This window comes from Streptomyces lasalocidi, assembly GCF_005280215.1.
GTDB classification, from domain to species: Bacteria; Actinomycetota; Actinomycetes; order Streptomycetales; family Streptomycetaceae; genus Streptomyces; species Streptomyces longwoodensis.
Genome location: NZ_SZNQ01000001.1, coordinates 5,766,315 through 5,791,906, shown reverse-complemented (window position 1 = coordinate 5,791,906; position 25,592 = coordinate 5,766,315). Strand labels below are relative to the sequence as shown.

Sequence of the window (25,592 nt, the reverse complement as noted above, 5' to 3'; positions counted from 1 at the left end):
GCCGCCCGTGCCCAGCCCCTACCGCGCCCTGTTCGCCGCCCCCGGCTCCAGGGGCTTCTCGGCCGCCGGGTTCATCGGCCGGATGCCGCTGTCGATGATGGGCATCGGCGTGGTCACGATGGTCTCCCAGCTCACCGGGCGCTACGGGCTCGCGGGCGCGCTGTCGGCGACCATCGCCCTGTCGGCGGCGCTGATCGGACCGCAGATCTCCCGCCTGGTCGACCAGCACGGGCAGCGCCGGGTGCTGCGACCGGCGACGCTGGTGGCGCTCGCGGCGGCGGCCGGGCTGCTGCTCGCCGCGCACTTCGACTGGCCGGACGGGGTGCTGTTCGCGTGTGCGGCCGGCATCGGTTCGGTGCCGAGCCTCGGCGCGATGATCCGGGCGCGCTGGGCGGCGGTGTACCGGGGCACTCCCCAGCTGCACACGGCGTACTCGTTCGAGTCCGTGGTGGACGAGGTGTGCTTCATCTTCGGGCCGATCATCTCCATCGGCCTGTCGACGGCGTGGTTCCCGGAGGCGGGCCCGCTGCTGGCGGCGGGCTTCCTGGCGGTCGGTGTCTTCTGGCTGACCGCCCAGCGCGCCACCGAGCCGGAGCCGCACCCGCGCGGGCGCGACGGCCGCGGTGGCACGGCGCTGCGCTCCCCGGGCCTGCAGGTGCTGGTGGCCACCTTCGTGGCCACGGGGGCGATCTTCGGCGCGGTCGACGTGGTGACCGTCGCGTTCGCCGACGAGCGGGGGCACAAGAGCGCCGCGAGCGTCGTGCTCGCCCTGTACGCGGCGGGCTCCTGCGTGGCCGGGCTGGTCTTCGGCCTGCTGCACGTGAAGGGGGCGCCGGAACGCCGCTGGCTCCTGGGCGTGCTGCTGATGTCCGTGAGTATGATCCCCCTCCTACTGGTCGGAAACTTGCCGTTTCTGGCCGTGGCGCTCTTCGTCGCGGGCCTGTTCATCGCTCCCACGATGATCACGACGATGTCCCTGATCGAGGAGCACGTACCACGCGCACAACTGACCGAGGGCATGACCTGGGTGAGCACGGGGCTCGCGGTCGGTGTGGCGCTGGGTTCGTCGGCGGCCGGCTGGGTCATCGACGCGGCCGGCGCCCGGGCCGGGTACGGGGTCCCGGCGGTGTCCGGGGCCGTCGCGGCCGTGGTCGGTTTCCTGGGGTTCCGCCGGCTCAGCAGGCCGGCTCCGGGTCGGGGAGGCACCGTTGAGCAGCACGACGAGCGGCAGGAACGGAACGTGGCGTAACTGGGGCGGCAACGTCGTCGCCCGGCCCGCGCGGGAGGTCACGCCCGCGTCCGTGGACGAACTGGCCGCGGCGGTCCGCCGGGCGGCCGAGGACGGCCTGCGGGTCAAGGCCGTCGGCACCGGACACTCCTTCACGGCGATAGCCGCCACGGACGGAGTGTTGATCCGCCCTCAACTGTTGACGGGCATCCGCGACATCGACCGTGACGCCATGACCGTCACGGTCGAGGCCGGGACGCCGCTCAAGCGACTCAACGTCGCCCTCGCGCGCGAGGGCCTGTCGCTGACCAACATGGGCGACATCATGGAGCAGACGGTCTCCGGCGCCACCAGCACCGGCACGCACGGCACCGGCCGCGAGTCCGGCTCCATCGCCGCCCAGATCCGGGGCCTGGAGCTGGTGACCGCCGACGGCTCGGTGCTCACCTGTTCCGAGAAGGAGAACCCGGACGTCTTCGCCGCCGCCCGGATCGGGCTCGGCGCGCTCGGCGTGGTCACCGCGCTCACCTTCGCCGTGGAGCCGGTCTTCCTGCTCACGGCGCGCGAGGAGCCGATGCCGTTCGAGAAGGTGCTCGCCGACTTCGACGAACTGTGGGCCGAGAACGAGCACTTCGAGTTCTACTGGTTCCCGCACACCGACAACACCAACACCAAGCGCAACAACCGCAGCGCGGGCCCCCGGAAGCCGGTGCCGCAGCTCGCGGGCTGGTTCGAGGACGAGTTCCTCTCCAACGGCGTGTTCCAGGCGGCCCAGTGGGTGGGCCAGGCGGTCCCGGCGACGATCCCGGCGATCGCGCGGATCTCCAGCAGGGCGCTCTCCGCGCGCACCTACACCGACATCCCGTACAAGGTGTTCACCTCCCCGCGCCGGGTGCGCTTCGTGGAGATGGAGTACGCCGTTCCGCGCGAGGCGGTGACCGGGGCGCTGCGCGAGCTGAAGACCATGGTCGAGCGCTCCGGGCTGCGCGTCAGCTTCCCGGTCGAGGTGCGCACGGCGCCGGCCGACGACATCACCCTGTCCACCGCGTCCGGCCGGGACAGCGCGTACATCGCCGTCCACATGATGCGGGGGACGGCCTACCAGCGGTACTTCACCGACGCCGAGCGGATCTTCACCGCCCACGAGGGCCGGCCGCACTGGGGCAAGGTGCACACGCGCGACGCGGCGTACTTCTCCTCGGTCTACCCCCGCTTCGGGGAGTTCACGGCGCTGCGGGACCGGCTGGACCCGGACCGGCTGTTCCAGAACGACTACCTGCGGAGGGTGCTGGGTCAGTAGGGGCGGTGCCGGTCCCGTCGGACGTCCCGGGTGCCGGGGTCTCCGAGGTGTCCGATCCACTGCCCCCGGTGGCACCCGGCGTGGGGGTCGGGGTCGGGGTCGCGCCGGACGGCGTACCGCTGTCAGTGGCCGTACCGCCGTCATCCGTAGGGGTGTCGGCGGACGCACCGGCCGAAGGGGTCGGGTCGCCGTCGGTGGACGGCGTGGCGGCGGGTGGCGTCGGGGAGGGGTCGCCCCCGGAGCCGGACCGGGAGGTGCCGCCGGTGACCGCGTCGCTGACGGTGGTGCCCCGGCCGCCGCTGAAGCTGTCGCCGGACACCAGTTCGTACGTGGTGATCCCGGCCATGGTGACGCCGAACACCAGCGCGGCCGCGACGACCGGGCGCTTCCAGCTGCGGGTCCGCGCGCGGTAGACCGTTCCCTCCGAGTACTCCCCCGGCGCCCGGGGTGTGCGGGGCCCGCCGGGTGCCGTACGCGCCCTCGCCGGCGAGGTCTCGCGCGGGCGGGCGACGGTCACCTCACGGAGCTGTTCACCGGTCCGGCTGAAGAAGTGCTGGAAGACCGTGCCGCCGCAGGTGGCGACGATGCTGACGACACCGGCGCCGAGGATCGTGCCGTAGACCCCGAAGTACGAGGCGAGCTTGGCGGCGATGACGGCCGCCACGGCGCTGCCGGCCACCTGGGGGAGACTCAGGTCGAGGCGCTTCCCCGGCGGCGCCGCTTCCTCGGCCCCCTCCCCTCCTGGGATCGACGTGTCGACGGCATCGGGCCTTTCACGCATTCCGGAACCTTGCCTGCCTTTCCCGTACTTGATCCATGATCCACGTGATCCACGCTTGACCGGCCAATCACCCTCGATCGACCATTCGGCCCTGATCGGCCAACTGCACAAGAAGGGGACGTACGAGCGAAATGGATGGTTCCATTTCTGCGGATTACGTGAAGTACGCCACGCGGATGATCACGGCGGCCGCGTGACGGGCGGCCAAGTCGCACCCCTTGCCAGAAGTTGGGCGGCGCGCCAATCCACGCACGTGGCCCGAATGGAGTACTGTTGCGAGCCCTGGGTCCGGTCTCCCGCCAGGGGCGTCCGGGGCCTTGCTGGACCGCCGGGAGGGGGCTTGTTGCTCAGGGTGAGCGAGTTGGTCACTCAGCGTGGCGAACAGGTAACCGTGCCATAACGGCGATCCCGGGTCCGAGCCCGACACGCCGGGCAACTCGGCAAGGTTGTGGCAGGCTGCACCCGGGCAGGCCACACTCGACTAGCGGAAGCAGCGACGCACGTGACGTCGGCAGGCACCACCCGGGAGGTCCCCATGCCCGAACTGCGTGTCGTGGCCGTCTCGAATGACGGCACACGGCTGGTGCTGAAGGCTGCGGACAGCACGGAGTACACGCTTCCGATCGACGAACGGCTCCGCGCCGCCGTGCGCGGCGACCGTCCCCGCCTCGGCCAGATCGAGATCGAGGTGGAGAGCCATCTCCGCCCCCGTGACATCCAGGCGCGTATACGTGCCGGCGCGACCGCGGAAGAGGTCGCCCAGATGGCCGGCATCCCCGTCGACCGCGTGCGCCGCTTCGAGGGGCCCGTGCTGGCCGAGCGCGCCTTCATGGCCGAACGGGCCCGCAAGACGCCCGTCCGCCGCCCCGGTGAGAACGCCGCGGGTCCCCAGCTCGGCGAGGCCGTCCAGGAGCGTCTGCTGCTGCGCGGCGCCGAGAAGGACACCGTGCAATGGGACTCCTGGCGCCGCGACGACGGCACCTGGGAGGTCATGCTGGCCTACCAGGTGGCGGGCGAACCGCACTCGGCGAGCTGGACGTACGACCCGCCCCGGCGGCTCGTCCAGGCCGTCGACGAGGAGGCGCGCTCGCTGATCGGCGAGTCCGACGACCTCGCCGCGCCGGAGCCCAGCTTCCCGTTCGTCCCGCGCATCGCGCGCCTGCCGCGCGACCGTGGCATGGACCGCGCCCTCGAGCGGCCGAGCCTGCCCGCGCAGGCCTCCGAGCCGGCCGAGGAGAGCACCGAGCGGGAACGGGATTCGCTGACCAGCCTGCTGGAGGCGGTGCCGAGCTTCCGTGGCGACCTGGTCGTCCCGGAGCGCCCCTCGGACGAACCCGACGACGAGCCCGTGCCGGAACCGGCCGCCGAGGAACCCCCGGCACCGGCCGCGTCCGCCGGCTCCGCCTACGCGGACGTCCTGATGCCGCGCTCGGTCGGCAGCCACCGCGACCGCCTGGTCGGCGCCACCGACCGTCAGGCCGAGGCGGACGGCGTCCGCCCGGGCCGCCGCGCGGCCGTCCCGAGCTGGGACGAGATCGTCTTCGGGACGCGCCGCAAGAAGCAGGAGTAGGGAGCAGGACAGGTTCAGGACACAGTTGAGGGCCGCGCCGGGGACGGCGCGGCCCTCAACGCGTCACTGCGGGTCCGGTCCCACGGCCACCGGGCGCGACGGGTCCGCCGACCACTCCGACCAGGACCCGACGTACAGCGCGGCCGGGATGCCCGCCACCGCCAGCGCCAGCACCTCGTGCGCCCCCGACACGCCCGAGCCGCAGTACACGCCGACCTCGGTGCCGTCGGCGGTGCCCAGCGCCTTGAAGCGCGCACCGAGTTCCTCGGCGGGCAGGAACCGGCCGTCCGGGCCGACGTTGTCGTTCGTGGGCGCGGAGACGGCCCCCGGGATGTGCCCGCCGACCCGGTCGATGGGCTCGACGTCGCCCCGGTACCGCTCACCCGCGCGCGCGTCGAACAGGACTCCGGAGCGGGCCAGCGCCGCGGCCCCGTCCGCGTCGAGCAGGCCCGCGGCTGCGGGAACCGGTGCGAAGTCGCCCTCGGCCGGGGTGGGGACGTCCGTGGAGAGCGGCCCCTCCCACGCAGTCAACCCGCCGTCGAGCACGCTCACGTCCGGGTGACCCGTCCAGCGCAGCAGCCACCACGCGCGTGCCGCCGCCCAGCCCTGCCCGCCGTCGTACACGACGACCGGCCGCGCCGACGACACGCCCGCCCGGCGCATCGCGGCGCCGAACTCCGCCAGGTCCGGCAGCGGATGGCGTCCGGCGGCGCCCGCGGCGCCGGCCAACTCCCGGTCCAGGTCGACGAAGACGGCGCCCGGCAGGTGTCCGGCCGCGTATGCGGCGCGGCCGTCGAAGGGCGGCTCCCCGGCCGCCTTCGCCACGCTGAGCTGCCAGCGGACGTCGAGCAGCACCGGCGGGTTCCCGCCGGCCAGGGCGCTCGCGAGTTCGGATGCGGAGATGATGGCGTTCATGGGCCCATCCTCGCGCACGGGGTGGCCCCGCCGTCGATGTCCGGCTACTCTGCTCCGCCGGGCAGGCCGGTCACGTGGCGTACGGGACCGGGCACGTGCCGTACAGCCGATCGACAGACATCGGCCATCGCACCGAGACGGACGGGACACCGCACATCGGGCATCCTCCGGTCACGGGCCACCGTGCGACGGCGTGCCCCGTGGCGCGCGGTACCACCGGTGGTGCGAGCATCTGCGCGACGGCCGGAGGGCGGAAGCGACGCGGCCACCACAAGAGGCCGAGGAGAGAGTGACGATGACCGGGGCACGTGGGTCGGCCGGACACGACGGCGAAGCGCACGCTCGGTACGCGCCCGGCACACCCTGCTGGGTGAGTCTGATGGCGCACGGGTTGACGGCCACACAGGAGTTCTACGGAGCCCTGTTCGGCTGGGAGTTCGTGCCCGGACCGCCGCAACTCGGCCCGTACGCGCGGGCCCTGCTCGACGGTCGTGAGGTGGCCGGCATCGGCCAGCTCTCGCCGGACCGGCACCTGCCGGTCGCCTGGACGCCCTACCTCGCCTCCGACGACGTCGACTCCACCGCCGAGACGGTGCGGCTGTGCGGCGGCACCATCGGCGTGGGCCCCCTGGAGGCCGCCGACTTCGGCCGCCTCGCCATCGGCTCCGACCCCTCCGGCGCGGTGTTCGGCATCTGGCAGGGGGCGACCCACCTCGGCACCGGGATCACCGGCGTACCCGGCACGCCCGCGTGGAACGAACTGGTGACCTACGAGGCGGCCGGTGTCGCCAAGTTCTACGAAACGGTGTTCGGCTACGAGCGTCGGGCCCTGGACTCCGCCGACCTGGACCAGGTGACCCTCTGCCTCGACGGCCGCCCGGTCGCCGGCCTGCACGGCGTGGGCGCCGCACTGCCCCGGGACCGGGGGCCGTACTGGATGACGTACTTCGAGGTCATGGACGTCGACGCGTCCCTGGCCCGCGTCACCGAGCTGGGCGGCCGGGTGCTCACCGCGCCCCACGACAGCGCCCACGGGCGCGTGGCGACGGTCTCCGACCCCGAGGGGGCCGAACTCGCCCTCGTGGAGGGGCCGCGCTGAAGGCCACCGCCGCGCGGCCCGGCACGGGACGCCCTCGGGGATCCCTCCGCCTTCCGTGCCCAAAACCATGGTCAGGGACGGCATTTGCGGAAAGAATGACGCCCATGACCGAAGGCCTCTCCATCGACCCCACCAAGCCGAGCATCGCGCGCGTCTACGACTACCTGCTCGGCGGCAAGGACAACTACGCGGTGGACCGGGAGGTGGGAGACGTGTTCAAGCGTGACCTGCCCGGCTCCGTTGCGATCGCGTTCGCCAACCGCGCGGCGCTGACCCGGGCGGTCCGGGAGATCGCGACGACCACGGGCGTCCGGCAGTTCATCGACCTGGGGAGCGGCCTGCCGACCGCCGACAACGTGCACGAGGTCGCACAGCGGCACGCGCCCGAGTCGCGGGTCATATACGTCGACACCGACCCGCAGGTGCTGGTGCACGGCCGCGCGCTGCTGGAGAGGAACGAGCACACGCGCGTGGTCGCGGCCGACGTGCGCGCACCCGAGGCGATACGCAATCACCCGGACACCGTCGAGCTCATCGACTTCGAGCAACCCGTCGCCGTGATATTCAGCGCCATCCTGCACCACGTGAACGACGAGGAGGACCCGGCCGGCATCGTCCGCTTCTGGAAGGACCAGGTGCCTTCGGGGAGTTACTTCTTCGTCAGCCACTTCCGGTCGGGCAACAACGAGCAGACGGCGGAGGCCGAGACGGTCCTGCAGCAGACGTTCGGCCGGGGCCGGTGGCGCACCGACCAGGAGATCCTCGCCCTGCTGGACGGCCTGGAGATACTCGAACCGGGCGTCGTCCCGGCGTCCCTGTGGCACCCCGACGAGGTGACCGAGGCCGACGGTCCGTGGCGCGGTCAGGCGCCTCGGGAGCTGACCGTCTGGGAGCACCTCATCGCCGCGACCCTGGCCCGCAAGCCGTAGGGCGGGCGGTCCGGAAGCCTGAGCCGGGGAGTGGTCGGGACGGGCGCGGCCAGAAGGGCAGCGGTCAGGCCTGGGTGACCGGCAGCACGTCCGGCGACAGGGCTGCCGCACGGGCCGTCGCCGCCGTCATGCGGCGGCGGTGGTGGCGCCGGCACAGCACCTCGTAGCCCACGGTGGCCGACTGGTCGACGTCGCCGACGACGACCTGCGCGCCCTCGACGACCATGACACCGCCCACCGTACGGGCGTTGTGGGTGGCGCGGGCGCCGCACCAGCACAGTGCCTCGACCTGGAGGACCTCCACCCGGTCGGCGAGTTCGACGAGGCGCTGGGAGCCCGGGAACAGCTTTGAGCGGAAGTCGGTCGTGATGCCGAACGCGTAGACGTCGATGCCCAGGTCGTCGACCACGCGCGCGAGCTGGTCGATCTGCTCCTCCGCCAGGAACTGCGCCTCGTCGGCGATCACGTAGTCCGCGCGGCCGCCCTGCGAGAGGTGCTCGACGAGGTACGCGTACAGGTCCCGTCCGTCCTCGACCTCGACCGCGTCGGTGACCAGGCCGAGCCGCGAGGACAGCTTGCCCTGGCCGGCGCGGTCGTCCCGGGTGAAGATCATGCCGACCAGGCCGCGCGAGGAGCGGTTGTGCTCTATCTGGAGCGCCAGGGTGGACTTCCCGCAGTCCATGGTTCCGGAGAAGAACACCAGCTCGGGCATGGGGAGTCGAGCACCTTTCGGCATGGGGGCGGCAACGGGGCGTGAACGAGGGCGGAAGACGTCAGGTCCGTACTTCGAGCAGGGGGACGAACTGCTCGGCAGGGGTGAGCGAACCGTGGTTGCCGACCATGGCGGACTCCTTCGGCTCGCGCTCCGAGGCGATCAGGAGCACGTCGTCGTGCGCGGCGGCGACCACGTCACCGATGCGCGCGTACACCCGGTCGTCGACGCGCGGTCCGAACCAGCCCGCCGCGATCGCCTCGTCCCGCGAGGCCACCCAGAACTGCTCCCCCAGCACCTCGCGCCAGCAGGTCAGGACGTCGTTCGCGGCGCCCGGCACCGCGTAGACGTGGCGGGCACGGCCCTCGCCGCCCAGCAGGGCCACGCCGGCGCGCAGCTCCCAGTCCTCGTCGAAGTCGATGCGGTGTTCCTCGTCGAACGGGATGTCGACCATCCCGTGGTCGGCGGTGACGTACAGCGCGCTGCGCGGCGGGAGTTGCTCGGCGAGGCGCTGCGCCAGCCGGTCGACGTACATCAGCTGGCCGCGCCAGGTGTCGGAGGCGACGCCGTAGCGGTGCCCGGCGCCGTCGAGCTCGGCGTAGTACGTGTAGACCAGCGCGCGGTCACCGGCGGCCAGTTGCTCCGCGGCGAAGTCCACGCGCTCCTCGCCGGTGAGGCGTCCGTGGAAGGTGCCGCCGCTGAGCGCGACCTTGGTCAGCGGGGTGTTCTGGAAGGTGGGCGAGGACACCTGGGCGGCGTGCACGCCCGCGTCGTGGGCCAGCTGGAAGACCGTCGGGTACGGCTGCCAGGCGCCCGGCGCGGTCCACGGCTGCCAGCGCAGCTGGTTCATCAGCTCGCCGGTCTGCGGGTTGCGCACCGTGTAGCCGGGCAGGCCGTGGGCGCCGGGCGGCAGGCCGGTGCCGACGGAGGCGAGGGAGGTCGCGGTGGTCGCCGGGTAGCCCGCGGTGATCGGGCGGCCGGTGCCGCCGCGGGAGGCGGGCAGCAGCGAGGTGAGGAACGGCGCCTCGTCCGGGTGCGCCTTCAGCTGCTCCCAGCCGAGGCCGTCGACCAGGAAGACGCAGTTGCGGTCGGCCGGGGCCAGCTCCTCGATGGTGGCCGGCAGGCCGGGTACGCCCGCGCCCGCGGCGAGCGTGGGCAGCAGGTCGGCGAGGGAGCCGCTGCCGTACTGCGGGGCGGGGGCGGAGCCGACGGCGAGCGGCTCGGCGTGCTGGTCCCAGGGCGCGGACTGGGTCATCAGCGGGTGAGGTCCGCGGTCGCCTCGGAGAGCGACTGGGCGAAGGCGAGCGCCTGGCGCACCGTCTCGGGCCCGTCGCCCGCCTCGCTCACGCGCAGGCTGAGGTCGTCGGCCGTCGAGTTGCCCGTGTAGCCGTGGTCGGCGTCGCAGTTGGGGTCGCCGCAGGCGGCCGGCTCCAGGTCGATGCGGGAGACGGCGCCCCAGCCGATGGTCAGCACGACCTCGCGCGGGAGGGTGCCCGGCGTGTACGACTCGGGGTTGGCGACCACCCGGCTGACCACCACCGAGGAGATTCGGCCGATCTTCACCGACTCCGTGGAGGTCGTGGCGTACGGCGTCGGGGACGTGTCGTCGGCGGCCTGCTCGTCGGTGTGGCTGACGATGAAGCGGTGGGCGGTGAGGACCAGTACGGTCACGTGGCGGCGGACCTCGTTCTGGTCGAACGTGGTCTCCTGGTGGACCAGGTACGACCGGATGGGCTCGCCGCCCACGGCGGCCTCCACCGCCTCGGCCACGAGGGCCGGGTAGTAGCCGCTGCGCTCGATCGCCGCACGCAGCCCCTGGGTCGTCGTACTGGTCTTGGCCATGTCCTCCATCCTACGGGGACCCACTGACTGCGAGGGACGCTCGCGCGTCGTCTCAGTACACGGGGAGTGTCCGCGGGCCCAGGTCGTCGCGGACCGGCGGCGGGGCCAGGCGGACGGACGCGTCGAGCACGCTCAGGCCGTGCGGGGCGACGACGACCGGCTCCAGGGTCACCGCGACGACCTCCGGGTGGTCGTCGACCAGCCGGGACAGCCGCAGCAGCAGTTCCTCCAGGGCCGGGGTGTCCACGGGCGTGGAGCCGCGCCAGCCGAACAGCAGCGGTGCCGTGCGGATCGACCGCACCAGCGAGGTGGCGTCGCGGTCGGTGACCGGCACCAGGCGGTGCGCCATGTCGTCGAGCAGCTGGGAGGCGGCCCCGGCGAGCCCGAACGACAGCACCGCTCCGGCCGCCGGGTCGATCACGGCCCGTACGACCGTGTCGACACCGCGCGGCGCCATGCCCTGGACGACCGGCCGCAGCTCCTCGGGCTTGCCGAACAGGTCGGTCAACTCGGCGTACGCCCGGCGCAGTTGCTCCTCGTCCGCGAGGTCGAGCCGGACACCGCCCAGGTCGGCGCGGTGCCGCAGGTGCGGGGCGGTGGCCTTCAGGGCGACGGGGTAGCCCAGGTCGCGGGCGGCGCGGGCGGCGTCGTCCGGGGTGGGCGCGGGCAGGGCACTGCGGACCCGGATGCCGTAGCGGCCGAGGAGTTCATCGGCGTCGTCGGCGCCGAGGGTCAGGCCCTGCCCGCGGGCGAGCAGGCCGTCGATCCGGCGGGCGGCACCCTTCTCATCGATGTCCTCGTACTCCGGCACCCGGCCGGGGTCGGCGGCGTCGCGGCGCCACTGCCCGTAGCGGACGGCCTCGGCGAGGGCGCGCACCGCGCGTTCGGCGGCGGGGTAGGCGGGGATGAGGCGGGAGTCCTCGGGCGCGGGGGTCTGGGGCGCGGGGGCCGCTGCGGTCCTCGGTTGTGCGGCTGTCCCTCCCGGCGGCTGGGCGGCTGCCGCGGCCATCGGCCCGCTGGTCGTCGACCCGGGCGTCGCGGCGGTCGTCGGTCCGTCGGCCGGTTCCGCGGTCGGCCCGGTGGTCGCGTCGGACGCGCGCGTGGTGCCGCGGGCGGGGGGCGCGGAGCCGGTGGCCCGGGGCGCGGTGCTGGTCGCGGCGGACAGCGCCTCGGCCAGGCCGCCCAGCTCGACGTGGACGACGAGCACCGGCTTGGTGGGCACCGCGGCCGCGGCGGACCGCAGCGCCCCGGCCAGCTCGGCGTCCCCGGGTGAGGACTCGCCGATCGCCGGGATCGCCGTCACCACCACCGCGTCGCAGGTGTCGTCGGCGAGGGCGCGCGAGAGGGCCGCGTGGAAGTCGTCGGCGGAGGCCTGGGTGGTGAGGTCGCGCGGGGGCTGGGGGCGCAGTCCGGCGGACAGGCAGGCGTCGTAGGTGAGGACGCCGAGCGACTCGGAGTTGCCCAGGATGGCCACCTTGGGCCCGCGGGGCAGCGGCTGGCGGGCGAGGAGCAGGCCGGTGTCGACGAGTTCGGTGATGGTGTCGACGCGGATGACGCCGGCCTGCCGCAGCAGCGCGGAGACGGTGGTGTGCGGCAGCCGCGTGGCGCGCACGGCGTGTCCCTGTGGGGCCGATCCGGCGCTCTGCACGACGACCAGCGGCTTGGCGGCCGCCGTGCGCCGCGAGAGGCGGGTGAACTTGCGGGGGTTGCCGATGGACTCGAGGTACATCAGGACGACGTCGGTGTCCGGGTCGTCGTACCAGTACTGCAGGACGTCGTTGCCGGAGACGTCCGCGCGGTTGCCGGCGGAGACGAACGTCGACAGGCCGGTCACGCCGGTGACGCCGCCGCCGCGCCGGTGCAGCCGGGACAGCAGGGCGGTGCCGATCGCGCCGGACTGGGTGAACAGGCCGATGCGGCCGGCCCGGGGCAGCTCGGGTGCGAGGGAGGCGTTGAGGAGCACCTCCGGGGAGGTGTTGATGACGCCGAAGGAATTGGGGCCGATGATCCGCATGCCGTACGCGCGTGCCTGGCGGACGAGGGCGCGCTGGCGTTCGCGCCCCTCGGGGCCGCTCTCGGCGTACCCGGCGGAGACCACGACGAGTCCTTGCACGCCGTGGGCGCCGCACTCGGCGACGGCCTCGGGCACGTGCTCGGCGGGGACGGCGACGACGGCGAGGTCGACGGGGCCGTCGATGTCCCGCACGGAGCGGTGGGCGGGCACACCGTCGAGTTCCCGGAGGTCGTCGGGGAACGCCTTGTTGACCGCGTGCAGGTGTCCGGTGAAGCCGGACGTGCGGATGTTGCGCAGCAGGCCGCGGCCGACGCCGCCGGGCGTGCGGCCGGTGCCGATGACGGCGACCGAGCCGGGTGCCAGCAGCCGCCGGACCGAGCGGGCCTCGGCACGCTGTTCCCGCGCGCGCTGCACGGCGAGGGAGCGCTCGGTGGGCTCCAGGTCGAACTCCAGGCGGACGACGCCGTCCTCGAAGCTGCGCTTCTGGGTGTAGCCGGCGTCGGTGAACACCTTGATCATCTTGGTGTTGGCGGGCAGCACCTCGGCGGCGAAGCGGCGGATGCCGCGCTCCCGGGCGACGGCGGCGATGTGCTCGAGCAGGGCGGAGGCGACGCCCCGGCCCTGGTGGGCGTCCTGGACGAGGAACGCGACCTCGGCCTCGTCGGCGGGCGCGGAGGCGGCCATGCCGTCGGCGCCGATCCGGTCGTAGCGTACGGTGGCGATGAACTCACCGCCGACCGTGGCGGCGAGTCCCACCCGGTCCACGAAGTCGTGGTGCGTGAAGCGGTGGACGTCCTTGGCGGACAGGCGCGGGTAGGGCGCGAAGAAGCGGTAGTACTTCGACTCGTCCGACACCTGCTCGTAGAAGCTGACCAGGCGCTCGGCGTCGTCGACGGTGATGGGGCGGATGCGCGCGGTGCCGCCGTCGCGCAGCACCACGTCGGCTTCCCAGTGGGCGGGGTACTCCGGCCGGTCCGAGGCGCTCTGCATGGGGCCCAGCGTACGGCTCGCGTACGACAACGGCGCGAGGCAGTCTGTGGAGGACGCAGCTCGGGTCGAGGCCGCGGCCCGGCGCCCACTCCCGAGGGGATCACAGGGCCCCGAGGGCACGCGTCACGATGTGGAACACTGGTCTAGACAACCCTGAGACACTGAAGGGCAGCATCACATGGCTGAGCGCCGCGTCAACGTCGGCTGGGCCGAGGGCCTCCACGCCCGCCCCGCTTCCATCTTCGTCCGGGCCGCCACGGCCACAGGCGTCCCCGTGACGATCGCCAAGGCCGACGGCAACCCCGTCAACGCGGCCTCCATGCTGGCCGTGCTGGGCCTGGGCGCCCAGGGCGGCGAGGAGATCGTGCTCGCCTCCGACGCCGAGGGCGCGGACGCCGCCCTCGACCGACTGGCGAAGCTGGTCGCCGAGGGGCTCGAGGAGCTTCCCGAGACCGTCTGAGCACCGGGCCGTCGCCCCCCGCGCGGGGAGGCACCCACCGCCGTACGACGAACCGCGTCGCCCGCACCGGGCGTCGCGGTTCGTCGTTCTTCGGGACGCCTACGGCCGTATTCACCCCGTGCCGCGCTACCGCCGGGGAAATGCTCGAGCGCCCGGAATTCCGCGCGCGGACGCACGGGAGGAGCGCCGCCGCGAATTCACGGCGGACGCACGAAAAGACAGCCCGAATACCCGGCCGTCGAATAACTCTTCTTTGTATACGGCGCTCGTGTTAATGCCGCGGGCCCGACGTGTTTACGGGATGTTGCGAAGTCCTCACACGGTCCTGGCGGTCCCCGCCGCCGGAAAAGCGCAGCCGGTGCGCGACCGCGGAGCGCTCGGTGTGCAGCGCCGTGACCGCCCGCGCGCGCTCGCCGTCACCGCGCGCCACCGCGTCGACGATCGCGCCGTGCTCCGCCCAGGTGTCCGCCGGGCTCGCGGGGGCGTCCACGGAGTACATCCAGGCGATCTTGTGGCGCAGCTGGGTGAGCGTGGACGTCAGGGCGTGGCTGCCCGAGGCCTGGGCGAGCGTCTCGTGGAACCAGCCGCCCAGGGAGCGCAGGTCGTCGCTGCTGCCCCGCCGGGCCCGCTCCTGGCCGAGCCGCACCAGGCCGCGCAGCACCTTCAGGTGCGCCTCGGTGCGCCGGTGGGCGGCCCGGGAGGCGCCGAGCGGTTCGAGGAGCAGGCGCATCTCCAGCAGGTCGGCGGCCTCCTGCTCGGTCGGCTCCGCGACGCACGCGCCCGCGTGCCGCCGGGTGACCACGAAGCCCTCGGCCTCCAGGGTGCGCAGGGCCTCCCGGACGGGGACCCGCGAGACGCCGTAACGGCGGGCGAGGAGTTCCTCGGTCAGCCGGCCTCCGCGCTCGTAGACACCCGCGACGATGTCGTCGCGGATGGCCGTGCACACCGAGTGCGCGGGAATGCGCATGACCGACCTCCGCATTAATCCCCGTGAAACGTCGATGGTGGACGTGTGCTCAGCGACTCTAATGCAAACGGCCGCAATTTCCGACGCCGGTCCGGAATCCAGGGATATTTTTTGGACAGCGGGGCGGGAGAAACGCGAAAGCCCCGGCTCGGGGAGCCGGGGCCGCAGCGTCTTAGCCGGGTGGTGTCAGACGTCCACGCCGTGCTTGCGCAGGTAGGCGATCGGGTCGATGTCCGAGCCGTACTCGGCCGTGGTGCGCGCCTCGAAGTGCAGGTGCGGGCCGGTCGCGTTGCCGGTCGCGCCCGAGAGGCCGATCTGCTGGCCGGGGACGACCGTCTGGCCGACGGAGACGGCCACGGACGACAGGTGCCCGTACTGGGTGTACACGCCGTCGCTCATGCGGATCACGACCTGGTTGCCGTACGCGCCGCCCCAGCCGGCCTCGACGACCGTGCCGAGGCCGACCGCGTGCACGGCGGTGCCGCTCGCGGCGTGGAAGTCGATGCCGGTGTGGGTGCCGGAGGACCACAGCGAGCCTCCGGTGCGGTACCCGGTGGACACGTAGGAGTGCGCGATCGGCGTCACGAACATGTTGAGCCGCTTGCGCTCGGCCTCGCGGGCGGCGCGGGCCCGGGCCTCGCGCTCCTGCTTCGCCTTCTCGACCGCCCGCTGGCGAGCGGCCTCCGCGGCGGCCTTCTCCGCGGCCGCCTGCTTCTGCGCGGCGGCCTGGTCGTCGACCTGCTGGGCGACCGAGTCGTTCACGGTGAGGACGGGGATGAGCCCGGTCTGCTCGACGGTGGGCTCGGCGGCCAGGGCCGGGGAGGCCACGGTGGCCAGGACGCCGGTGGTGGTGAGTGCCGCGACGCCCGCCGCGCGGGCGGTGGTGCGCTGGAGACGGCCGGGTCGACGGTGCTTACCCGTGGCGCAGCTGAACGCCATGTAGTGGTGCGTTCCTTTCCTTCCCTCTCGCCTACCGGGTTAGCTGACGGGTTCGGAGCAGGAAGGTCTCCTACGGGCCCCCTCGCGACACGCGCGGGCGCCCGATTCACCCCAGGGACTGGATGGGTCCCCGGCTCCCCTGGCTCGCGCCGTACGGGGACTCGGCGATGACTGTCCGGTGCCGCGGATGCGGCGCACTGCCTGACGGACAGCCCGGATGAACTTAGAAGGGCTCGCCCCCGATTCCCAAACGGAACCGGGCTTTTGTAGCGCATCCCACAGCGCAGAGCGGCAACCACTCGCCCAATTCGGACACGCAGGGGCCCTGGTGACGCTTCCGTCGCCCAGGACCCCTGTGGTGCACGCGGTGTTGACGCGGCTCGGTCGGCCTACTCGGCCTACTCGGCCGCGACCACGGTCACCTCGCCGATGCCCAGCGCCTCGACGGGCTCCTTGATCGTGGCGGCGTCACCGACGAGGACCGTCACCAGGCGGTCCACCGGGAAGGCGTTGACGACGGCCGCGGTGGCCTCGACCGTGCCGGTGGCGGCGAGCTGCTGGTAGAGCGTGGCCTGGTAGTCGTCGGGCAGGTGCTGCTCGACCTGGTCGGCCAGCGTGCCGGCGACCGCCGCGGCGGTCTCGTACTTCAGCGGCGCCACCCCGACGAGGTTCTGCACGGCGACGTCGCGCTCGGCGTCGGTCAGGCCCTCCTCGGCGAGCCTGCGCAGCACCTTCCACAGGTCGTCCAGCGCGGGACCGGTGTTGGGCGTGTCGACGGAACCGCTGATGGCGAGCATCGAGGCGCCCGACCCGTCCGGCGCGGAACGCAGCACCTGGCCGAACGCCCGTACGCCGTACGTGTAGCCCTTCTCCTCGCGCAGGACGCGGTCCAGGCGGGAGGTGAGGGTGCCGCCGAGGCAGTACGTGCCGAGCACCTGCGCCGGCCACACGCGGTCGTGCCGGTCGGGACCGATCCGGCCGATGAGCAGCTGCGTCTGGACGGCGCCGGGCCGGTCCACGATCACCACGCGCCCGGTGTCGTCGGCGGTCACCGGCGGCACGGGACGCGGCTGCGCGGCGGAGCCGGTCCAGGCGCCCAGGGTGTCGCCGAGCAGCGCGGTCAGGTCGACGCCGGTGAGGTCGCCGACGACGACGGCGGTCGCCGTGGCGGGGCGGACGTGCCGCTCGTAGAAGGCGCGCACGGCCGCGGCGTCGATCGCCCCCACCGTCTCCGCGGTGCCCTGGCGCGGGCGCGACATGCGGGCCGTCGCCGGGAACAGCTGCCTGGAGAGCTCCTTGGCGGCCCGACGCGAGGGGTTGGCCAGCTCGTGCGGGATCTCGTCGAGGCGGTTGCGCACCAGGCGCTCGACCTCGCCGTCGGCGAACGCGGGCGCGCGCAGCGCGTCGGCGACCAGCCCGAGCCCCTTGGACAGGCGCGAGACGGGCACTTCGAGGCTCAGCCGGACACCGGGGTGGTCGGCGTGCGCGTCGAGGGTGGCGCCGCAGCGCTCCAGCTCGGCGGCGAACTCCTCGGCGGAGTGCTTGTCGGTGCCCTCGGAGAAGGCCCGCGCCATGATCGTGGCGACGCCGTCCAGGCCGGCCGGCTCGGCGTCCAGGGGCGCGTCGAGCAGGACCTCGACGGCCACGAGCTGCTGGCCGGGGCGATGGCAGTGCAGGACCGTCAGGCCGTTGTCGAGCGTGGCGCGTTCGGGCGCGGGGAACGCCCACGGCTTGGCCTCGCCCGCGGTCGGCCGGGGGTGGAAGTCCATCGTGGCGAGCTCGGTCACTTGGCCGCCTCCTCGTTGTCGTCGGCTTCCACGGTGGCCGCGGCTTCCGGGTCTTCGGTGCCCTCGACGTCCTCGACGTGCTCCGGGGCGAGCGGTTCGTAGACGAGCACCGCACGGTTGTCGGGGCGCAGACGGGCCTGGGCGATCTCGCGCACCTCCTCGGGCGTCACCTCCAGCACCCGCTGGACGGCCGTCAGGGCGAGCTGCGGGTCACCGAAGAGGACGGCGAAGCGGCAGAGTTCGTCGGCGCGGCCCGCGACCGTGCCGAGCCGGTCCAGCCACTCGCGCTCCAACTGCGCCTGGGCGCGCTCCATCTCCTCGGCCGTGGGGCCCTCCTCGGCGAACCGGGCGAGCTCCTCGTCGATGGCCGCCTCGATGACGGGCACCTCGACGTCGCCGGACGTCTTCACGTCCAGCCAGCCCAGGGAGGGCGCACCGGCCAGCCGCAGCAGGCCGAAGCCGGCCGCCACGGCCGTACGGTCGCGGCGCACCAGGCGGTTGTACAGGCGGGAGGACTCGCCGCCGCCGAGGACGGTCAGGGCGAGGTCGGCCGCGTCGCTCGCGCGCGTGCCGTCCTGGGGAAGGCGGTAGGCGGCCATCAGGGCGCGCGCCGGGACCTCCTCCTCGACGACCTCGCGCAGCTGCTCGCCGATGACGTCGGGCAGCGAGCCGTCGCGCGGGGCGGGCTTGCCGTCGTGCGCGGCGATGGAGCCGAAGTACTTCTCGACCCAGGCGAGCGTCTGCTCGGGGTCGATGTCGCCGACCACGGACAGCACGGCGTTGTTCGGCGCGTAGTAGGTGCGGAAGAACGCGCGCGCGTCCTCCAGCGTCGCCGCGTCCAGGTCGGCCATGGAGCCGATCGGCGTGTGGTGGTACGGGTGGCCCTCGGGGTAGACCAGCGCGGTCAGCTTCTCGAACGCCGTGCCGTACGGGACGTTGTCGTAGCGCTGGCGGCGCTCGTTCTTGACGACGTCGCGCTGGTTCTCCATCGACTCGTCGTCCAGCGCGGCCAGCAGCGAGCCCATGCGGTCGGCCTCCAGCCAGAGGGCGAGCTCCAGCTGGTGGGCCGGCATGGTCTCGAAGTAGTTGGTGCGCTCGAAGCTCGTGGTGCCGTTGAGCGAGCCGCCCGCGCCCTGCACCAGCTCGAAGTGGCCGTTGCCCTTGACCTGGGCGGAGCCCTGGAACATCAGGTGCTCGAAAAGGTGAGCCAGGCCGGTACGGCCCTTGACTTCGTGGCGCGAGCCGACGTCGTACCAGAGGCACACCGCCGCGACCGGGGTCAGGTGGTCCTCGGAGAGCACCACGCGCAGGCCGTTGGCCAGGCGGTGCTCGGTCGCTGTCAGGCCCCCGGAGCCTGCCTGGGCTGTGGCCGTGTGACCCATGGGCATGTACGTCCCTTCGATCGCGGACGCGGTCGTCGAACCGCGCTGTTCCTACCGGTCCTGTCACTGTATGCAAGCGTGCCGACGGTCGGCGAAGTTCCCGCCGCACGTACGCCCACAGCGGATCGCGTAGCCTGCGGTCAGCCGCGGGGAGGGGCGTCCACGGGCCGGCCGGTCCGCCGGGACCGGGTCCTCGCCCGCGTTGTCAGTGCCGCGGTCCACAATGGACCGCACAGATCGCGTCACACGCTACAGATCCCGTCACACGCTTCAGCGAGCGAGCCGGAGGGGCGCCCCCGTCGGCGAGCTACCAGGAACCAGGAGGAGCCGGCAGCGATGGCCCGCCGCAGCACGAAGACCCCGCCGCCCGACGACGCGTTCGAGGAGAGGATCCTCGACATCGACGTGGTCGACGAGATGCAGGGCTCCTTCCTCGAGTACGCGTACTCGGTCATCTACTCCCGCGCCCTGCCGGACGCCCGCGACGGACTCAAGCCCGTGCACCGCCGCATCGTCTACCAGATGAACGAGATGGGCCTGCGGCCCGACCGCGGGTACGTCAAGTGCGCGCGCGTGGTCGGCGAGGTGATGGGCAAGCTCCACCCGCACGGCGACGCGTCGATCTACGACGCCCTGGTGCGCATGGCGCAGCCCTTCTCCATGCGGGTGCCGCTGGTCGACGGCCACGGCAACTTCGGCTCGCTGGGCAACGACGACCCGCCCGCCGCCATGCGGTACACCGAAGCCCGGATGGCCGCGGCGACGGGCCTGATGACGGAGTCGATCGACGAGGACACGGTCGACTTCCAGCCCAACTACGACGGGCAGGAGCAGGAGCCGGTCGCGCTCCCGGCCGCCTTCCCGAACCTGCTGGTCAACGGCGCCTCGGGCATCGCGGTCGGCATGGCGACGAACATGCCGCCGCACAACCTGGGCGAGGTGATCGCCGCCGCCCGGCACCTGATCCGCCACCCGGGCGCGGACCTCGACGCCCTGATGCGGCACATCCCGGGCCCCGACCTGCCCACGGGCGGCCGGATCGTCGGCCTGGACGGCATCCGCGACGCCTACGAGACGGGCCGCGGCACGTTCAAGATCCGCGCCACCGTGTCGGTGGACACCGTCACCGCGCGCCGCAAGGGCCTGGTGGTCACCGAGCTGCCCTTCACCGTCGGCCCCGAGAAGGTCATCGCCAAGATCAAGGACCTGGTGGGCTCGAAGAAGCTCCAGGGCATCGCCGACGTCAAGGACCTCACCGACCGCGAGCACGGCCTGCGCCTGGTCATCGAGATCAAGAACGGCTTCGTGCCGGAGGCGGTCCTGGAGCAGCTGTACAAGCTGACGCCCATGGAGGAGTCCTTCGGCATCAACAACGTGGCGCTGGTGGACGGCCAGCCGCTCACGCTCGGCCTGAAGGAACTGCTGGAGGTCTACCTCGACCACCGCTTCACCGTGGTGCGCCGACGCAGCGAGTTCCGCCGGGGCAAGCGCCGCGACCGGCTGCACCTGGTGGAGGGCCTGCTCACCGCCCTCGTCGACATCGACGAGGTCATCCGGCTGATCCGCTCCAGCGACAACAGCGCGCAGGCCAAGGAGCGCCTGATGGAGCGCTTCTCTCTGAGCGAGGTCCAGACGCAGTACATCCTCGACACGCCGCTGCGCCGCCTCACCCGGTACGACCGCATCGAGCTGGAGGCGGAGAAGGACCGGCTCACCGAGGAGATCGCCGAGCTGACCCGGATCCTGGACTCGGACGCGGAACTGCGCAAGCTGGTGTCGGCCGAACTGGCCACGGTGGCCAAGAAGTTCGCGACCGAGCGGCGCACGGTGCTGCTGGAGTCGGCCGCCAGCACGACCGCCACGGTGCCGCTCCAGGTCGCCGACGACCCGTGCCGGGTGCTGCTGTCCTCCACCGGCCTGCTGGCGCGCACGGCCAACGCCGAGCCGTTCGCGGCCGACGAGGACGCCCGCCGCACCAAGCACGACGTGATCGTCTCGGCGGTGCCGGCCACCGCGCGCGGGGAGATCGGCGCGGTCACCTCGGCGGGCCGCCTGCTGCGCATCAACGTCGTCGACCTGCCACAGCTTCCGGACACGGCGACCGTGCCGAACCTCTCGGGCGGCGCCCCGCTGGCCGAGTTCGTCTCCCTGGAGGACGACGAGACGGTGGTCTGCCTGACCACGCTCGACGAGTCCTCCCCCGGGCTGGCGCTCGGCACGGAGCAGGGCGTGGTCAAGCGGGTGGTGCCCGACTACCCGACCAACAAGGGCGAGCTGGAGGTCATCACTCTCAAGGAGGGCGACCGGATCGTCGGCGCGGTCGAGCTGCGTACCGGCGAGGAGGACCTGGTCTTCATCACGGACGACGCGCAGCTGCTGCGCTACCAGGCCTCGCAGGTCCGTCCGCAGGGCCGTCCGGCGGGCGGAATGACGGGCATCAAGGTGGCCGAGGGCGCCAAGGTCATCTCGTTCACCGCGGTGGACCCGGCGGTGGACGCGGTGGTCTTCACGGTCGCCGGCTCGCGCGGCACGCTGGACGACTCCGTCCAGACGACGGCCAAGCTGACCCCGTTCGACCAGTTCCCGCGCAAGGGCAGGGCCACCGGCGGCGTGCGCTGCCAGCGGTTCCTGAAGGGCGAGGACTGCCTGTCCCTGGCCTGGGCGGGCGCGACCCCGGCCAAGGCCGCGCAGAAGAACGGCACACCGGCCGAGCTGCCGGAGATGGACCCGCGCCGCGACGGCTCGGGCGTGTCCCTGCAGAAGACGGTGGCGGTGGTGGCGGGGCCGATCTAGGCGCCGCCACAGGGAGCGCCCGCGGGGTCGGCGGGGTCGGTGGGTGCAGCAGGGTCGGCCGGCGTGGCCGGGCCGCTGGGCCCGGCGGGCTCCTCGGCCCCGCCGGTGCCGCCGGGCTCCTCCTCGGAGCCCTGGACGAAGCGCAGGACGCCCCACATGCCGTACTCGTCGGCGGTGTCCGGGCTGTCGCTCCGGCACGCCTCCAGCTCCTTGCCGAGCGCGGAGGTGTCGATGCCGGTGCCGATGAGGACGAGCTGGGTGAGACGGGACCCGGCTCGCTCCCGGTCACCGGCGGGAGCGTCGGCGGGGGCCACGGCGCCGGCCCATGGCTCGGGGTAGAAGCGCAGGAACCGGCCGACGGCGTGGACGCCGTACCGGTGGTCGGGGTCGTACGCGCCGAAGTCGACGTACCCCTTGATCCGGTACAGCCCCTCGGGCCGGCTGTCGAGGAACTGCATGAGCCGGCGGGGGTCGAGGGGCACGTCGGAGACGAACGACAGGCTGTCGTAGGCACTGTGGAGGTGCCCGCCGTGGTCCCCGGCGTGAGCGCCGGTCTGTTCGGCGGGGTCCGCTTCCCCGGCGTGCAGGTCGTCGAAGGACAACTGCCCGACGCGTTCCTCGTCGGGGCGGCAGTCGAAGAGGAACTCCGGGTCGATCCGGCCGTAGGTGGCGGGCACGACCGCGGCACGGTCGGTCAGCGAGCGGACGAGGTCCAGGACGCGCGTGCCGTCGGGTGCGCGGTCGAGCTTGTTCACGACGACCAGATCGGCCAGGGCGAGGTGCCGGTCGATCTCGGGGTGCCGGACACGGGTCTCGTCGAACTCGGCCGCGTCGACGACCTCGACGAGACCGCCGTAGACGATCCCGGGGTGTCCGCTGGCCAGCACCATCCGCACCAGTTCCTGCGGTTCGGCCAGACCGCTGGCCTCGACGACGATGACGTCGATGCCGGCGGAGGGGCGCGCGAGCCGTTCGAGGTAGCCGTCGAGTTCGCTCGCGTCGACCGCGCAGCACAGGCACCCGTTGCCCAGGGAGACGGTGGAGTCGCCGAGGGCGCCGGCCACGGCCATCGCGTCGATCTCGATCGCGCCGAAGTCGTTGACGATCGCGCCGATCCGGCTGCCGCCGCTGCGGTGCAGCAGGTGGTTGAGCAGGGTCGTCTTGCCGGAGCCGAGGAATCCGGCGAGGACGACGACCGGGATCTGCGGTGTGCTGCGGCTGTGCGGCACGTACGACCTCTCTCACGCCTTGGCGCGCACCGGCTCACGGCGCGGGCGCGCGGTCGGGAACGGAATGCCGTCCCAGGATACGAGCGGGGGCGACGACCACGGAGTGAACGATTGTTAGCTGCGTACGCGGGGCAGACGTTGGTCAAGGCGCCGGGGTGTGCGACCCTCACTTCCTTCCGTGCGCCTCCTCTCCGCCTCCCCGCCGATCAGAGCCGCTCGGCACCCTGGGAGACGGCAAGCGCCGCCCACCGCTCGCCGGTCCCCGTCCGCCCACCCGCACCCCGACGACCGGCGGACGGCCGCCTGAACCGGGGGTTGACATGGCCACACAGAGTTCGGGAGTCCGGAAGATCGTCTCGGCCGCCAAAGGCACGCTCGCGGCCGTCTCCGGCTCCCTCAGCACACGGAGCACCCGCCACCGCAGGAGGGCCGTTCTCGCCCAACAGCACCGGCTGCACTTCGACCTGATCTGCAAGGCCATGGACGACCCCGCCCTGGCCGCAGTCCTCGACACCTACGAGACCGACGTCCCGCCGGAGAAGCAGCGGCAGTTCCTCTTCGCCAACGCCCTCTACATCAACGCCCTGTACTTCCACCGCATCGGCGCGATGACCCGCGCGGAGCTCTACGGGCACCTGCGGGTCATGTGCCGGAACGAGGTGTTCCGCGAGTACTGGGAGGCGACCCGGCACCACCGCAAGAGCCTGCCCGAGGCGTCCGAGGAGTACGCCCTCGGCCTGATGACGGACGACCTGGTCCAGGAACTCCTCGACGCCGACACGGACGAGTGGTGGGTCGTCGGCGAGCCGCCCGAGCAGTCCGCCTGACACCGGGCGGCTCGACCGTCGTGCGGCCGTCCGCGGTCAGACGTCGGGGATGTCGCGCTTGGCGCGCACGAGCGTGTCCCGGGTGATGACGACGATGCGCTCGTGGTCGGCCCGTGCGGCGTCCGACGGGAGCTCCGGATCGAGTTCCGCGGTCGCTTCGCGCCCGATCACGGCGAAGTCACCGTTGCTGAGCTCGAAGATGTCGGGGCAGGTCTGCCCGGTGGCACTGCCGCGCTCCCGAGGGGAGGCCCCGACACGTCGCACGATCTTCACGGAGGGATACCGCCTTGTGGCTCGAAGAGGGACGGAGGCAGCCCTGACTCGGACGGCGTTGTGCCCGCTTCGGGTGTTCCACGGTGGGTTGTCCACGGGGTCCACGGGTCCATGGCGGTTCGTCGCACTGCGCTCTCCGAGCGCAAGGGTGTTCGCCGGAGCGCCTGGAGAGGGCCAGGCGACAAGATACTTGAGTGACGGCTGATACGGGTGCGTCATCACGGCGGCGCGCGGTGCGATGTCTTACGGCGGCGCGCGGTGCGGTGTCTTGCTCGTGGGCTCGATCCCCGCGCGCCTGGTGCGTCCGGTGCGCTGGGAGCGCCGGGAGCCCCGGGGTACTTCGCTCCGGGGGTGGGGGCCCGCGCCGTCACACCGTCGGTACCGGCACGGGCGCGTGCGGGCCGACGTACCGCGCCGCCGGGCGGATGATCTTCCGGTCCTCGGCCTGCTCCAGGACGTTGGCACTCCAGCCGACCACGCGTGCCGCGGCGAACGTCGGGGTGAACATCGCGCGAGGCAGGCCGCAGAGTTCCATGACCACGCCCGCGTAGAACTCGACGTTGGTGTGCAGTTCCCGACCCGGCTTCAGTTCGGCGAGGATCGCCTCCACCTGCCGCTCCACCTCGATCGCGAAGTCCACGCGGGGGCCGCCGAAGCGCCGGGCGATGTCGCGGAGCATCCGGGAACGGGGGTCCTCGGTGCGGTAGACGGCATGCCCGAAGCCCATGATGCGTTCACCGGCGAGGACGCGTGCGCGGATCCAGGGGTCGATGCGGTCCGGAGTGCCGATGGCGTCCAGGGTGTCCAGCGCGCGGCTCGGGGCTCCGCCGTGCAGGGGCCCGGAGAGGGCGCCCAGCGCGCCGACGAGGCAGGCCGCCACGTCCGCTCCGGTGGAGGCGATGACCCGCGCGGTGAAGGTTGACGCGTTGAACCCGTGATCAATGGTGGAGATCAAGTATTGCTCGACCGCGCGCACCCTCACCGGATCCGGCTCCGAACCGGTCAACATGTACAGGTAGTTCGCGGCGTACGACAGGTCCTCACGGGGCTCGACGGGCTCAAGGCCCTGCTCGAGGCGGTAGAGCGCGGTCAGCAGGGTCGGTACGGCGGCCGTCGCCACGACGGTGTCCTCCCGGCGCCGGTCCGCATCGATGTCGTACACCGGCCGGAACCCCTTGGCGGCGCCGAGCAGCGACAGTGCCGTGCCCAGTCCGGCGAGCGGATTGCCGCCCGCGCCGGCCGCCGCGATGGTCGGCAGCGCCGCGGTCACCTCGGCGGGGAGGCGACGCAAGCCGGCGGTGTGCGCGGTGAAGGCGGCGGAGCGGGCCGCGTCGGGCAGGTCGCCGTGGAGGAGCAGGTGCCAGACGTCCTCGAAGGTACGGCTCTGCGCCAGGTCGACGGCCGAGTACTGCCGGTAGTGGTAGAAGCCCTCGAGCCCGCGGACGTCGCCCACTTCGGTGTCGGTGACGACGACGCCGGCGAGGCCGCGGGGCACCTCGACGAGTGCGGCTGCGGAACTGTGGACGGACATGGCTTCTCCCTCGAACTGACCTTG

At 72.8% G+C, this 25,592-nt stretch carries 21 protein-coding genes and 1 riboswitch; of the genes, 8 read left to right on the top strand and 13 right to left on the bottom strand.

The genetic code is table 11. The features are described from left to right. Nucleotides 1–7: 7 nt before the first annotated feature. A complete protein-coding gene (locus tag E4U91_RS26105) occupies nucleotides 8–1,249 on the top strand; it encodes an MFS transporter (RefSeq protein ID WP_137309081.1) in 1,242 nt (413 codons plus the stop codon). Further along, on the top strand, nucleotides 1,209–2,528 hold the full coding sequence (locus E4U91_RS26100; protein ID WP_137309080.1) for a D-arabinono-1,4-lactone oxidase: 1,320 nt from the start codon (nucleotides 1,209–1,211) through the stop codon (nucleotides 2,526–2,528). The genes E4U91_RS26105 and E4U91_RS26100 overlap by 41 nt, the downstream gene beginning before the upstream one ends. Here the strand turns inward: E4U91_RS26100 and E4U91_RS26095 are convergent. Then, nucleotides 2,452–3,309: a hypothetical protein gene (locus E4U91_RS26095; RefSeq protein WP_241678687.1), complete on the bottom strand. Its 858-nt coding sequence runs from the start codon at nucleotides 3,307–3,309 to the stop codon at nucleotides 2,452–2,454. The two genes, E4U91_RS26100 and E4U91_RS26095, sit on opposite strands and share 77 nt — an antisense overlap. Before the next feature lie 535 nt (nucleotides 3,310–3,844). Here E4U91_RS26095 and sepH point away from each other — a divergent pair. Then, nucleotides 3,845–4,879 carry a septation protein SepH gene (gene sepH, locus E4U91_RS26090; protein WP_137309079.1) on the top strand — a complete coding sequence of 345 codons (1,035 nt, stop codon included), beginning with the start codon at nucleotides 3,845–3,847 and terminating at the stop codon, nucleotides 4,877–4,879. Nucleotides 4,880–4,942: 63 nt separating this feature from the next. On the opposite strand, the gene E4U91_RS26085 is transcribed toward sepH, so the two are convergent. Further along, entirely contained in the window at nucleotides 4,943–5,794 is an 852-nt protein-coding gene (locus tag E4U91_RS26085) for a sulfurtransferase (RefSeq protein ID WP_137309078.1), read from the bottom strand. A gap of 295 nt (nucleotides 5,795–6,089) precedes the next feature. Here E4U91_RS26085 and E4U91_RS26080 point away from each other — a divergent pair, with 295 nt between their 5' ends. Beyond that, a complete protein-coding gene (locus E4U91_RS26080) occupies nucleotides 6,090–6,893 on the top strand; it encodes a VOC family protein (RefSeq protein ID WP_137309077.1) in 804 nt (267 codons plus the stop codon). Between the two features lie 95 nt (nucleotides 6,894–6,988). After that, nucleotides 6,989–7,822, top strand: coding sequence for an SAM-dependent methyltransferase (locus E4U91_RS26075; protein WP_137309076.1), 834 nt, complete (start codon nucleotides 6,989–6,991; stop codon nucleotides 7,820–7,822). A 64-nt stretch (nucleotides 7,823–7,886) separates the two neighbouring features. On the opposite strand, the gene E4U91_RS26070 is transcribed toward E4U91_RS26075, so the two are convergent. From E4U91_RS26070 to E4U91_RS26055, 4 genes are all read right to left on the bottom strand, one after another. Continuing rightward, the gene (locus tag E4U91_RS26070) at nucleotides 7,887–8,534 is read right to left on the bottom strand and encodes a thymidine kinase (protein ID WP_067241824.1); all 648 of its coding nucleotides are present in this window, start codon (nucleotides 8,532–8,534) and stop codon (nucleotides 7,887–7,889) included. Between the two features lie 61 nt (nucleotides 8,535–8,595). After that, nucleotides 8,596–9,789, bottom strand: a complete 1,194-nt coding sequence (locus tag E4U91_RS26065) for an alkaline phosphatase family protein (RefSeq protein ID WP_137309075.1) — start codon at nucleotides 9,787–9,789, stop codon at nucleotides 8,596–8,598. Then, nucleotides 9,789–10,385, bottom strand: a complete 597-nt coding sequence (locus tag E4U91_RS26060; RefSeq protein ID WP_174867862.1) for a DUF5998 family protein — start codon at nucleotides 10,383–10,385, stop codon at nucleotides 9,789–9,791. Before E4U91_RS26060 ends, E4U91_RS26065 begins: the two co-directional genes overlap by 1 nt. Before the next feature lie 43 nt (nucleotides 10,386–10,428). Then, a complete protein-coding gene (locus E4U91_RS26055; protein ID WP_137309074.1) occupies nucleotides 10,429–13,380 on the bottom strand; it encodes a bifunctional acetate--CoA ligase family protein/GNAT family N-acetyltransferase in 2,952 nt (983 codons plus the stop codon). Nucleotides 13,381–13,558: 178 nt separating this feature from the next. Here E4U91_RS26055 and E4U91_RS26045 point away from each other — a divergent pair, with 178 nt between their 5' ends. Further along, the gene (locus E4U91_RS26045) at nucleotides 13,559–13,840 is read left to right on the top strand and encodes an HPr family phosphocarrier protein (protein WP_029382363.1); all 282 of its coding nucleotides are present in this window, start codon (nucleotides 13,559–13,561) and stop codon (nucleotides 13,838–13,840) included. Nucleotides 13,841–14,111: 271 nt separating this feature from the next. Here the strand turns inward: E4U91_RS26045 and E4U91_RS26040 are convergent, their stop codons facing one another. The 4 genes from E4U91_RS26040 to E4U91_RS26025 form a co-directional block, all read right to left on the bottom strand. Next, a complete protein-coding gene (locus E4U91_RS26040; protein WP_137309073.1) occupies nucleotides 14,112–14,807 on the bottom strand; it encodes a GntR family transcriptional regulator in 696 nt (231 codons plus the stop codon). 186 nt (nucleotides 14,808–14,993) lie between these two features. Next, a complete protein-coding gene (locus E4U91_RS26035) occupies nucleotides 14,994–15,746 on the bottom strand; it encodes a M23 family metallopeptidase (RefSeq protein WP_137309072.1) in 753 nt (250 codons plus the stop codon). 13 nt (nucleotides 15,747–15,759) lie between these two features. Next, a riboswitch (cyclic di-AMP (ydaO/yuaA leader) is annotated at nucleotides 15,760–15,923 on the bottom strand. A gap of 221 nt (nucleotides 15,924–16,144) precedes the next feature. After that, complete coding sequence (locus E4U91_RS26030) at nucleotides 16,145–17,533, bottom strand: M16 family metallopeptidase (protein WP_137309071.1); 1,389 nt, start codon at nucleotides 17,531–17,533, stop codon at nucleotides 16,145–16,147. Next, nucleotides 17,530–18,915: a M16 family metallopeptidase gene (locus tag E4U91_RS26025; protein ID WP_137311001.1), complete on the bottom strand. Its 1,386-nt coding sequence runs from the start codon at nucleotides 18,913–18,915 to the stop codon at nucleotides 17,530–17,532. The genes E4U91_RS26030 and E4U91_RS26025 overlap by 4 nt, the downstream gene beginning before the upstream one ends. Before the next feature lie 336 nt (nucleotides 18,916–19,251). Between E4U91_RS26025 and E4U91_RS26020 the strand changes: the two genes are divergently transcribed. Then, on the top strand, nucleotides 19,252–21,708 hold the full coding sequence (locus tag E4U91_RS26020) for a DNA gyrase/topoisomerase IV subunit A (protein ID WP_137309070.1): 2,457 nt from the start codon (nucleotides 19,252–19,254) through the stop codon (nucleotides 21,706–21,708). Here the strand turns inward: E4U91_RS26020 and E4U91_RS26015 are convergent. Then, entirely contained in the window at nucleotides 21,705–22,937 is a 1,233-nt protein-coding gene (locus E4U91_RS26015; RefSeq protein WP_137309069.1) for a CobW family GTP-binding protein, read from the bottom strand. The genes E4U91_RS26020 and E4U91_RS26015 overlap by 4 nt on opposite strands. 320 nt (nucleotides 22,938–23,257) lie before the next feature. Between E4U91_RS26015 and E4U91_RS26010 the strand changes: the two genes are divergently transcribed. Continuing rightward, on the top strand, nucleotides 23,258–23,764 hold the full coding sequence (locus tag E4U91_RS26010) for a DUF6082 family protein (protein WP_137309068.1): 507 nt from the start codon (nucleotides 23,258–23,260) through the stop codon (nucleotides 23,762–23,764). 36 nt (nucleotides 23,765–23,800) lie between these two features. Here the strand turns inward: E4U91_RS26010 and E4U91_RS26005 are convergent, their stop codons facing one another. Continuing rightward, complete coding sequence (locus E4U91_RS26005) at nucleotides 23,801–24,037, bottom strand: hypothetical protein (RefSeq protein ID WP_137299555.1); 237 nt, start codon at nucleotides 24,035–24,037, stop codon at nucleotides 23,801–23,803. A gap of 367 nt (nucleotides 24,038–24,404) precedes the next feature. Continuing rightward, a complete protein-coding gene (locus E4U91_RS26000; RefSeq protein ID WP_137309067.1) occupies nucleotides 24,405–25,568 on the bottom strand; it encodes a citrate synthase/methylcitrate synthase in 1,164 nt (387 codons plus the stop codon). Nucleotides 25,569–25,592: the final 24 nt, after the last annotated feature.